Origin of the sequence: Stenotrophomonas pictorum JCM 9942 (assembly GCF_001431585.1) — a bacterium.
Taxonomy (GTDB): domain Bacteria; phylum Pseudomonadota; class Gammaproteobacteria; order Xanthomonadales; family Xanthomonadaceae; genus Stenotrophomonas; species Stenotrophomonas pictorum.
In genome coordinates, this window is record NZ_LLXS01000016.1 from 76,095 (window position 1) to 87,000 (window position 10,906).

The 10,906-nt window shown below is 62.4% G+C and carries 12 protein-coding genes; 3 read left to right on the plus strand and 9 right to left on the minus strand.

All coding sequences use genetic code 11. The features are described 5' to 3' along the window. Positions 1-37: 37 nt before the first annotated feature. Together secB and ARC78_RS06450 are read left to right on the plus strand one after the other, a co-directional pair. Positions 38-553: a protein-export chaperone SecB gene (gene secB / locus ARC78_RS06445; protein WP_054660447.1), complete on the plus strand. Its 516-nt coding sequence runs from the start codon at positions 38-40 to the stop codon at positions 551-553. A gap of 19 nt (positions 554-572) precedes the next feature. Next, positions 573-1,601 (plus strand): NAD(P)H-dependent glycerol-3-phosphate dehydrogenase, encoded by a 1,029-nt coding sequence (locus ARC78_RS06450; protein ID WP_057505956.1) that lies wholly within the window; start codon positions 573-575, stop codon positions 1,599-1,601. Positions 1,602-1,897: 296 nt separating this feature from the next. On the opposite strand, the gene ARC78_RS06455 is transcribed toward ARC78_RS06450, so the two are convergent. After that, positions 1,898-2,470: an OmpO family porin gene (locus ARC78_RS06455; protein WP_054660648.1), complete on the minus strand. Its 573-nt coding sequence runs from the start codon at positions 2,468-2,470 to the stop codon at positions 1,898-1,900. A 462-nt stretch (positions 2,471-2,932) separates the two neighbouring features. On the opposite strand from ARC78_RS06455, the gene ARC78_RS06460 reads away from it, so the two are divergent. Beyond that, complete coding sequence (locus tag ARC78_RS06460) at positions 2,933-3,709, plus strand: glucose 1-dehydrogenase (RefSeq protein ID WP_054658876.1); 777 nt, start codon at positions 2,933-2,935, stop codon at positions 3,707-3,709. Positions 3,710-3,727: 18 nt separating this feature from the next. On the opposite strand, the gene ARC78_RS06465 is transcribed toward ARC78_RS06460, so the two are convergent. The 8 genes from ARC78_RS06465 to ARC78_RS06500 form a co-directional block, all read right to left on the minus strand. Beyond that, positions 3,728-4,123 carry a c-type cytochrome gene (locus ARC78_RS06465; protein ID WP_054658877.1) on the minus strand — a complete coding sequence of 132 codons (396 nt, stop codon included), beginning with the start codon at positions 4,121-4,123 and terminating at the stop codon, positions 3,728-3,730. 162 nt (positions 4,124-4,285) lie between these two features. Then, positions 4,286-5,965, minus strand: a complete 1,680-nt coding sequence (locus ARC78_RS06470; RefSeq protein WP_057505957.1) for an electron transfer flavoprotein-ubiquinone oxidoreductase — start codon at positions 5,963-5,965, stop codon at positions 4,286-4,288. Between the two features lie 1,083 nt (positions 5,966-7,048). Further along, positions 7,049-7,567 carry a hypothetical protein gene (locus ARC78_RS16570; protein ID WP_145974288.1) on the minus strand — a complete coding sequence of 173 codons (519 nt, stop codon included), beginning with the start codon at positions 7,565-7,567 and terminating at the stop codon, positions 7,049-7,051. Positions 7,568-7,913: 346 nt separating this feature from the next. Continuing rightward, entirely contained in the window at positions 7,914-8,315 is a 402-nt protein-coding gene (locus tag ARC78_RS06480) for a hypothetical protein (protein ID WP_057505958.1), read from the minus strand. Positions 8,316-8,391: 76 nt separating this feature from the next. Continuing rightward, entirely contained in the window at positions 8,392-8,673 is a 282-nt protein-coding gene (locus ARC78_RS06485) for a hypothetical protein (protein WP_057505959.1), read from the minus strand. A gap of 66 nt (positions 8,674-8,739) precedes the next feature. Further along, positions 8,740-9,036 carry a hypothetical protein gene (locus ARC78_RS06490; RefSeq protein WP_054658880.1) on the minus strand — a complete coding sequence of 99 codons (297 nt, stop codon included), beginning with the start codon at positions 9,034-9,036 and terminating at the stop codon, positions 8,740-8,742. A gap of 58 nt (positions 9,037-9,094) precedes the next feature. Beyond that, positions 9,095-9,505, minus strand: coding sequence for a hypothetical protein (locus tag ARC78_RS06495; RefSeq protein ID WP_057634224.1), 411 nt, complete (start codon positions 9,503-9,505; stop codon positions 9,095-9,097). A gap of 414 nt (positions 9,506-9,919) precedes the next feature. After that, positions 9,920-10,300: a hypothetical protein gene (locus ARC78_RS06500; protein WP_054658882.1), complete on the minus strand. Its 381-nt coding sequence runs from the start codon at positions 10,298-10,300 to the stop codon at positions 9,920-9,922. Between the last annotated feature and the right edge of the window lie 606 nt (positions 10,301-10,906).

The window sequence follows — 10,906 nt, forward strand, 5'->3', positions numbered from 1 at the left end:
CCCAATCATTGAACAATCTGTTCTGGAGTCCTGAGAAATGTCCGAAGAGAACACCAACGGCGTCGCCCCGGCTGAAGCCAACAACGGCCCGGCGTTCACCATCGAGAAGATCTACGTCAAGGACGTTTCTTTCGAATCCCCGAACTCGCCGACGATCTTCAACGAGAACGTGCAGCCGGACCTGCAGCTGAACCTGAACCAGAAGGTGCAGCGCCTGTCCGACACCGCCTTTGAAGTGGTGTTGGGCGTGACCCTGACCTGCAAGGCCGGCGACAAGACCGCCTATGTGGCCGAAGTGGAGCAGGCCGGCGTGTTCGGCCTGATCGGCCTGGAGCCGCAGGCGATCGACGTGCTGCTCGGCACCCAGTGCCCGAACATCCTGTTCCCGTATGTGCGCTCGATGGTGTCGGACCTGATCCAGGCCGGCGGCTTCCCGCCGTTCTACCTGCAGCCGATCAACTTCGAAGGCCTGTACGCCGAAACCCTGCGTCAGCGTCAGCAGCAGGCCGACGGTGCCTCGCTGGCCGACTCCGAGCCGGCCGGCAACGCCTGATCGGCGTCTGCACTTCCGTATGAGTACGAACGACGCGAACAAGATCGCCGTTCTCGGCGCGGGCTCCTGGGGCACCGCGCTGGCCACCTTGCTGGCCCGGCACGGTCACCCGACCGTGCTGTGGGGACGTGATGCCGCCGTCATCGAGGCGATCGACCAGCGTCATGAGAATCCCCGGTACCTGCCGGGGATTCCCTTGCCCGGCTCCCTGCGGGCCAGCACCGACCTGGCGGCCACCGTGCAAGGAGCAGCCTGGATTCTGGTGGTGGTGCCCTCGCATGCCTTTGCCGAAACCGTGCGTGCGCTGGCGCCGCTGCGGCCGGCCGGGGCCGGTGTGGCCTGGGCGACCAAGGGCTTCGAGCCCGGCTCCGGCCGTTTCCTGCATGAAGTGGCGCGTGACGTGCTGGGCCCGGACGTGCCGCTGGCCGTGGTCACCGGCCCGTCCTTCGCCAAGGAAGTCACCCTGGGCCTGCCCACCGCCATCACCGTCCACGGTGATGACGAAGGGTTCTCCCAGCAGGTGGCCGATGCCATGCACGGCCCGGCATTCCGCGCCTACACCGGTGACGACATGGTCGGCGCCGAGCTGGGCGGGGCGATGAAGAACGTGCTGGCGGTGGCCACCGGCGTGGCCGATGGCATGCAACTGGGCTTGAATGCCCGTGCCGGCCTGATCACCCGCGGCCTGAACGAGATGTTGCGGCTGGCCGCCGCCATCGGGGGCAAGCCCGAGACCCTGATGGGTCTGGCCGGCCTGGGCGATCTGGTGCTGACCAGCACCGGCGACCTGTCGCGCAACCGCCGCCTGGGCTTGGCGTTGGGTCGCGGCCAGAGCCTGCCCGATGCAGTGAAGGAAATCGGCCAGGTGGTGGAATCGGTGCAGACCGCCGATGAAGTCATGCGCCAGGCCGATCGCCATGGCATCGATCTGCCGATCTCCAAGGCGGTGCAGTCGGTGCTGCATGGCGACCTGAGCCCGGCCGAAGGCCTGCAGCAGCTGCTGGCGCGGGAACAGAAACCGGAATATCCGGATACGCTGTTCAAGTGAACATCAGCGACGATCAACGAAAAAGCCCGGCAATGCCGGGCTTTTTTGTGGCTGGAGGCAGGCCGGGAGCGGCCACCGCAACGGCTTGTCCGACACCGTGCATCGCCATCGCCATCGGCCGTTCAGCCGATCCGGCGTCGGTGGGGCGTGTGGTGCCGTTCTGCGACCGCCGCAGCCAGGGGCGTGCCCTCCGCTTGCACGCAAAAAAGAAGCCCGGTCTGGGGGAGACCGGGCTTCCAGCGGCGCGGGGGAGAGAGAGCACGCGCCGTACAACAACCTCCGTTAGGAGGTACCGCTTACCAGCTGAAGCGCGGGCCGACGAACCATTCCTTGTCGCCACCCTTGGCCAGCTTGACCTCACCGCTCACGCCCCAGTTGGCGTTGAACTTGGCCAGGCCACCGACGCGGCCGTAGAACTCGCCGTCCGGGTTGATGCCGTGCTTCTTGGTGAAATCCTCGTAACCGGCCAGTGCATAGCCCTCGAACATCGGGGTGAAGGCCTTGCGCACGCCGACTTCGGCGCTGTAGCCGTTGAAGTCCAGGCCCAGCTCCGGATCGAACTTCTGGTAGGCCACACGGGCCAGCAGATCGGTGTCCTTGGCGAGGGTGTGGTTGTAGCCCACGCCCAGACGCCACTGGTCCACATCAACCTTGCCCGCATCGGTTTCCTGCTGGGTGTAGTCACCGAAGACATGGAAGTTCGGCGCCACGGCGACCGAGCCCTTCACGCCAAAGCCGTCGGCGTCGCCGCCCTTGGCATCGGTGTTCACATAGCCGCCTTCCACATAGTTGTAGGACAGGCCGTCGGCGGCCGAAGCGGCGAACGGCAGGGCGGCCAGCAGGCCAAGCGCAATCAGGGAAGTCTTCATAATCGGGATTACCTTTTTTATTGGTTTGATCGAAGCGGCGGTGAAAACGTTTGCGGCTTCGACAGGTGTGAATTATCCGTTAGGCGACGGAATGCCCCCTGAATATAAAACTGACCAGTACATGAATTAATCCGCACCGGCGGGAACTTCCGCAGATGCCGGCCGGGCGTTCGCCTGCGCCAGACCACGGCGGCAGTTCAGCCGCTGTGCCCCGGGCGCCGAGGGCGCGCCTGCCGTGCCGACGGCGCGGTTGGAGCCTGTGCAAGCGCCACCGGTGCCGGTCCGCTTCCTCTGCGCCACGCACGGGCGGTGCTTTCACCCCGGTTTTCGCCCGGTTCCTGCACATTGCCGGCTCTGTCCCCCCGGGAGACGGCAAGCGTTGCGCGGGAGCCTGCCGACAGGCCGGTCCCGCGCGGCGTGCCATGACCGGGCACGCGCACGTCAATCCGGAGAACGCAGCCCATGAGCCCGCAATCGCATTTCGATCTCAGTGGAAAAGTCGCCATCGTCACCGGTGGTGGCAATGGCATCGGTCGCGCCAGTGCATTGATGCTGGCCGCTTATGGCGCGGCGGTGACGATCGCCGATCTGAAACTGGCCGATGCCGAGAAGGTCGCCGCCGAGATCACCGCCCACGGTGGCAGGGCGCTGGCGCTGGAGTGCAACGTGCTCAAGGACGAGGACCTGGTGCGGACGGTGGAGCGCACCGCCGCCGAGCTGGGCGGCATCCACATCCTGGTCAACAACGCCGGTGGCGGCGGGGCCGGGCGCGAGAGCCCGTTCGAGATCACCGTGCAGCAGTTCGAGCGGCCGTTCCAGATCAACGTGTTCAGCGCGTGGCGGCTGGCCCAGCTGTGCGCCCCGCACATGAAGAAGGGCGGTTATGGCTCGATCATCAACATGTCCTCGATGAGCTCGATCAACAAGAGCCCGGCGATCAGCGCCTATGCCGCCTCCAAGGCCGCGATCAACCACATGACCGCCAACCTGGCCCACGACTATGGCCCGGATAACATCCGCATCAACGCCGTCGGTCCCGGAGCGGTGCGTACCGCGGCGCTGGCCACCGTGCTGACCCCGGAGATCGAGCAGCGGATGCTGTCGCATACGCCGATCAAGCGCCTGGGCGAGGCCGACGACATCGCCGGGGCGGTGCTGTATTTCGCCGCGCCGATCTCCAGCTGGGTCAGCGGGCAGATCCTGTTCGTCAATGGCGGTGGCGTGCAGACCCTGGACTGACGCGACAGCCGGCGCGGATCACTCCGGCAGCGAGGACAGGTATTCGATCACCGCCCGGCGACGCGCCGGGTCGGCGGTGGCGTTGACCATCTTGCTGCCCGGTACCCGCTTGGAGGGCGAGGCCAGGAAGGCATCCAGCGTCTGCGCGTCCCAGATGATGCCGCTGGCGCTCATCGCCTCCGAATACACATAGCCCGGCGCAGTGCCGGCCTTGCGGCCGATCACCCCGTGCAGGTTGGGGCCGACGCGGTGGCCCAGATCGGGGCGGGTGTCATGGCAGCCGGCGCAGATGGCGAAGGCGCGTTCCAGCTCGCGCTGATGCGGATCGGCACTGGCCGAATGGTTGAACGCATCGCGCTGGCCACAGGCGCCCAGCAGCAGGCAGAGAAGTCCCGGCAGTGGCAGGCGTGACATCGATTCCTCGTTGCGGCAAATGGCCCCGGTGGCCAGGCGTGGGCATGATCGCCGCCGGCCACGGCGAACGCAAAGCGCACCATGAAAAACCCCGCCGCGGTGGGCGGCGGGGTCGGGTCAGCTGGCGCAGCGCTGATCGCCGGCGCGTTGCAGGCGCCGCGCTTACATTGCCGGGTAGTTCGGACCACCACCGCCCTGCGGGGTCACCCAGACAATGTTCTGGGTCGGGTCCTTGATGTCGCAGGTCTTGCAGTGCACGCAGTTCTGCGCGTTGATCTGCAGGCGGGTATCGCTGCCTTCGCCGACGAACTCGTAGACGCCGGCCGGGCAGTAACGCGCTTCCGGGCCGCCGTAGGTGGCCAGGTTCACGCTCACCGGAATGCTCGGGTCCTTCAGGGTCAGATGGCTGGGCTGGTCTTCCTCGTGGTTGGTCGAGGACAGGAACACCGAGCTCAGCCGGTCGAAGGTCAGCACGTTGTCCGGCTTCGGGTACTCGATCTTCGGCTGGCTGGCCGCCGGCTGCAGGCACTCGTGGTCGGCCTGGGTGCGATGGATGGTCCACGGCGCATTGCGGATGCCCAGCTTGGGCAGCAGCCACTGCTCGATGCCGGTCATCAGCGTGGCGATGGTGCGGCCCTTCTTGAACCACTGTTTGAAGTTCTTGGACTGCAGCAGCTCGGCTTTCAGCCAGCTGTTCTCGAAGGCTTCCGGATAGGCGCTCAGCTCATCGCGCGAGCGGCCGGCGACCAGCGCCTCGAACGCGGCCTCGGCGGCCAGCATGCCGGTCTTGATCGCGGCGTGGCTGCCCTTGATGCGGCTGACATTGAGGTAGCCGGCTTCGCAGCCGACCAGCGCGCCGCCCGGGAACACGGTCTTGGGCAGCGACAGGATGCCGCCGGCGGTGATCGCACGCGCGCCATAGGCGATGCGCTTGCCGCCTTCCAGGTGCTTGCGGATGGCCGGGTGGGTCTTGAAGCGCTGGAATTCCTCGAACGGGCTCAGCCACGGGTTCTTGTAGTCCAGGCCGACCACATAGCCGATCGAGACCTTGCCGCCCTCGGCGTGGTACAGGAACGCGCCGCCGTAGGTGTCGTTGTCCAGCGGCCAGCCAGCGGCGTGCACCACCAGGCCCGGCTCATGCTTGGCCGGGTCGATCTGCCACAGCTCCTTGATGCCGATGCCGTAGGACTGCGGGTCGCGGCCTTCGTCGAGCTTGAAGCGGCTGATCAGCTGGCGGCCGAGGTGGCCGCGCGAGCCTTCGGCGAACACCGTGTACTTGGCATGCAGCTCCATGCCGCGCTCGAAGTTCGGGCCCGGCGTGCCGTCCTTGTGGATGCCCATGTCGCCGGTGGCCACGCCCATCACCGCACCGGTCTCGTCGTACAGCACTTCGGCGGCGGCAAAGCCCGGGAAGATCGCCACCTCCAGCGCCTCGGCCTGCTGCGCCAGCCAGCGGCTCACTTCACCGAGGCTGACGATGTAGTTGCCGTCGTTGTGGAAGCACTCCGGCAGCAGCGCGTGCGGGGTTGCCTTGGCGCCGGTTTCGTCCAGGAACAGGAACTCGTCGCGGGTCACGGCCTGCTTCAGCGGCGCGCCGCGTTCTTTCCAGTCCGGGAACAGCTCGGTGAGCGCGCGCGGATCCATGATCGCGCCGGACAGGATGTGCGCGCCCGGCTCGGAGCCCTTCTCCAGCACGCACACCGACAGCTCCTGGCCCTTTTCCACGGCCAGCTGGCGCAGGCGGATGGCCGTGGCCAGCCCGGCAGGGCCGGCACCGACGATGACGACGTCGAACTCCATCGCTTCGCGCGGCGGCAGGGCGGTGTTGCTTTCAGTGTTCATGCAAGAGCTCTTGGGTAAAGGTCGGCGCGGTGGCGACGACGGTTGCCTGGAACCATCGCCCCGAAAAGAGGCGACGATGATCTGTGAAGGTACCGCAGTTCCACCCCGACCGACCCGCCCTGCGCCCTTGGCAGACACGCGGCGCAGCGGGCAGATGCGGCACGGGCCGCCCCGGATCCTGTGAAGGACGGGGCAGCAGGGCAGACGAGCGGGCCGCCGCACTGCAGTCCCTCCGGCTGGAAAGCGCAGGCCTCGTCCCTGATCGGCCGCTCCGGCCTCGATATCGCGATTTTCGCCGACGATCAGCCGATCGTCCAAGGCTTGCGCCTGCGGCCGGCAGCTGTCGGCCGAATCATCCCCAAGACTTGCGCCGGTGTCCGGCACGGGGTGGCCGACCACGGCGCTGCACGCACTCGCATCCGGTAGGCCAGATCCCGGCCGGTCCGGTGCGTTGCCGGCCGGGCGGCCCCGGTCAAGCCGCCGTGTCGGGCGTCACCCCGTATCGCCTTCAAAGGCGCAGCCCTGCACTTGCCAGCAGGGACGAAAGGCTCCCGCAGCACCGCCTGGAGTCTCAACGGAACAGCAAAAAGCCTTAACGAAACAGCTCAGAAGCTATCCGGAGTAGCAAAAAGCCTCAACGGAGCAGCTCAGAAGCTATCGGGAATAGCAAAAAGCCTTAATGGAGTAGCTCAGAAGCTATCCGGAGTAGTAAAAAGCCTCAAAGGACAAGCAAAAAGCCTTAATCGTTCAGCAAAAAGCCGCAACGACGCAGCAAAAAGTCTCACCGCATAAACAAATAGCCTTGATGGGCCGCTCGCGGCTCGAGGGCCCGCCGCTCGGCTTTGGGCCATTGAAAGCCCGCGCCGCACGCTGCCCTGCCTGCTGCGGGCCGCTCAGCGAAGCGTTTAAGCCGACCGCCACAAAGCCGGTGCCGGATCCGTCGCGTACACCGATGGCGAGGATAAGGCGCGGAACGCCCATCTTTGCCCCGGCCAACGGTGTCCATAACGGTGCGGAACCGTGCGATGCCGAATGCAAAGTGGATTCAGTCCGAAAACCAACACGTACAAGACAGTTGCTGAGTTAAGCCGACTGGCGAAGCCAATTCGGCTTGAATGAATTGTTAGGGGGCAGTCGATTGACATCAATGCGAGGCTGTTTAAGCAGTTGCAGGCTAGCCACAATATTGTCTGGATCTTCTGTGCTCAGACCAGCGCCGATCAACTCGTCTCTCCAAATAGCTAAGCTTGAGTATATGCGACCAAGAAGAAACGAGGCGGCCTTGCGGTGATCGCTGTAACTGGCGTAGTCAAATTCATCGAAGCCAGAAGAATCCGTGGAGGCGATGTCCTGCAACGGTAGTCGTTGACGGCGAATGAACGAGTACTCACGAAAGAAGGCGCTGAGCTGCCTCTTTAATGTGCGTGTCCAGAGGTGTCGGTGAAGCTCTAACTCTTCTTCTGCGACGAGTGCTGCGGTAAGAGGACGCATGTACTCAACGCAGTTTCCAGACGTCCAATTGCCGACAATGGCCTTCACGAGCGCTGCATATTCCTTTTTGGAGAGCCAGTTGTCCCGAATGGTCTCATAGGCTTCTTGCATCCGCTTCCGATGGTCTGTGCTATCACCGGATCGCATTGCAGCGCCGTGCTCTTTGAAGAATCGCGCGGTACTCACCACTGCCCCCTAACGCCAGAATTAAGCCGCGTTGCGAAGCAACGTCGGCTTGGATGACTTGTTAGGCAGTTAGTGGCCAGAACGGTTTGATGCTGCAACCGTGCTCCCCAGCACTGCCGCCTTTTGCCGAGCTTGCCACAGACTGCAGGACGGGGCTTGCCCGGTGAACCTTGAAGTGCGGTGCGACCGAAGCCGTGGCCAGGTTGTACCGGGAAACTGCCGAAGCGGAAACCACCTGAAGGTTTTGTTCCACCACGGCCTAACGCTGGAATTAAGCCGCGCCGTGGAACGGCGTCAGCTTGAATGAATTGTTAGACCACAGAGCGCTGAAAGTAGCGGCAGCCGCAATTGCGCCAATAACGATAGCTGCAAGAGCGCTACCGGCATAGGTAAGTCCGGAGAGCACGGCAATAGTTGAGATTGCTGCTATGCAGAAGCTGGCGAGCGCGACAAACGCATTTGCTGCTCGTGTAATGAGCAGCGCCGCAAATTGGATGACCAGGGCTGGTAGAAAAGCGCCAATGCCGAACACTACGAGAGCGCTCCATAGCGCGACGGGCCATCCGGATGGCATGGCTATTGCGGCAGTTGCACCAATCGCTGGCACCGCTAAGTAGCTAGTGATGATCCCGGAAATAGCGCCAGCCAGTATGCTTTTGAGCGAATCCGTCATAACGCTTCTCCTGTAGTCTAACGCCTGAATTAAGCCGACCCGTGAAGCGGGTTCGGCTTGAATAAATTGTTAGAGGTCACAGCCAACGAACCACAAGCCCTGAAACCAATAACAGCACGCCAGCCATGCCAAGCCAGTCAACAGGCGAGACTTTGATGAACTTAAGATCGGGGTTGGCGAAGCTAATGGGACTGAAGAATGCTTGTGGTGCTGCCAACAGAAAGCCAGCACCCATGAGCAAGCGACCCATTTCTGTCTCGGGGCTTCGCAGGCCATCCGTAACGTAGATGATCCCCATCACCGTGAAAAAAGTGGCCCAAATCCATCCTCGCTTTTTACGGCTGCTCGTATCTTCCATGTGGCCTCTAACGCCTGAATTAAGCCGAGCCGCGAAGCGGCTTCGGCTTGAATGAATTGTTAGGCATCAACCAGATTTGGCCGCGCCCAGTAGGACAAGTATGACAGCGGCTGACGATCCCATGCCCAGAAACGCGGTAACGGCTGACAGCGCATAGGCTAAGAGCTTGCGAAGCGGCCCGGACGACAAACGACTACCCCGAAAGAACATGACGGATGCCGGCAACATGAGCAAGCCCACTAAGCTCATGTAGAAGAAGGTGGTGAAACCATCCGGCTTAGGAAGCAGGCCACGGCCGAGCGCGACCATCGCCGCTAGGGCGATGAGAGAAAGTGCATATGCAAATGCCAGAGATCTCGCCATTGATGCCTAACTCTGGAATTAAGCCGCGCCGCGTGGCGGCGTCGGCTTGAATGAATTGTTAGCTGCCGCCCGAGAAGCTAAGGACGGCGCTGCTTGAACCACCCTTGGGATCATAGCCCGACCAAACAGAGCCCCAAGCGTAAGTTTTGCCGGGTGTAAGGCCTTTGCTGAGTAGCCATCTGTCGTTCGCCTCTTTGCGCCGAAGCTCAGCCTCGTGGCTCCAGGGCGCGGAGTCGGCGTCAACAATGGCCAGATGCATGGCTTGAATGGATTCGCCATTGAAGAAAACCGCCAGGACTAACGACTCGGCCTGAACCGCAAACTTGAACGAGCACCAGGGCTCGTTCCGGACGAGCATGGACGAAGCTGCGCCCTCGGGAGAGCGAAGAAAGTCAGAGCGAGTTGTGCGAGGGGAGAGGACTGTGCCGCTTTCAAGGACGATCTCACCGGTTTCGCGATTGGCAATCATAGGCGGTTAACGCCAGAATTAAGCCGAGTTGCGAAGCAACTTCGGCTTGAATGATTTGTTAGGTGGGATTGGCCGAAATGTTGATTTGCAAGCCAAACCCGCCCGCCTGAACTGCACAACGAAGGTCGATAGTGCCACAGCTTGCGGGACCGGGGCTTGCCACAGAAACCATGCCGCGCGGAACCGCCGAAGCCAACTGCAATGATTGTGCGGCGGCGCCGAAGCTAGGGCCGAAGCCGTGAACTTGCCGATGCCTAAAACATTGAAGAGCGGTGTCCGGAGCCGACTGGCAAACAGCCGATGAACTGGCCGAAGCAGAAACCACCCCTAATTTTTACCAATGCCACCTAACACCTGAATTAAGCCGACCCGCGAAGCGGGTTCGGCTTGAATGAATTGTTAGCGCTCAGCCCGCTACGCGTCACCATCATCGTAGAACCACCCTTCTTCTGTTGAACGCCCCCAATCATCTCTACTCCCATATACCTCGTTCCGAAGCTCTTCTTGTTCTTTGTTCAACTCTTCGTCTATGGGGTCGTAGTAATCGTCATCATCATCCTCTGGATCATCATCAACGTCCGATGGCTTGGGGGCTGGCGGCGGCGGATCAAGAATTTCGCTCTTAACCCAGAGTGGAACAAGAATCTTGAAGTTGCTGTCCTCTCGCTTTACCCGGACCAACCCCTCGTACGTTCTGGCGAGTTGCTTGGCTCTGCGGCTTGCTTGGCTGAAGTCCTGGAAAAGCTCGAGAAAGTGGTACTCATTAGCAAGATGGTCATCATCACTCTCAGTCATGATCAGAACTCAATGAGCGCTAACGCCAGAATTAAGCCGCGTTGCGAAGCAACGTCGGCTTGGATGACTTGTTAGGCAGTGAGTGGCCAGAACGGTTTGATGCTGCAACCGTGCTCCCCAGCACTGCCACCTTTTGCCGAGCTTGCCACAGACTGCGGGACGGGGCTCGCCCGCTGAGCCTTGAAGCGCGGTGCGACCGAAGCCGTGGCCAGGTGGTACCGGGAAACTGCCGAAGCGGAAACCACCAGAAGGTTTAGCTCCACCACGGCCTAACGCCTGAATTAAGCCGCGCCGCGAAGCGGCGTCGGCTTGAATGAATTGTTAGGCCCCGGCCAGCGATTGCCAGAACCCTGACCACTCTTGCGACTCAGGATACTTTGCCCGAACAGACAAATGGACTGGGCGAGGTTGACGCGACCACCATGTGTCAAAACTATCCCGATACGCCTCGCCCATGCCCATACGCCAGCCGGAAGACTTGCGAGGAAGGTTGGGAAATTTGATCCACGGCGGGTGCATGTACCCGTCAGCATCAAAGTCCTGAATTGGCGGATCTGGCCAAGGATCTACCTTGGGATTCTCGATATGGCTCATACGGGGCCTAAC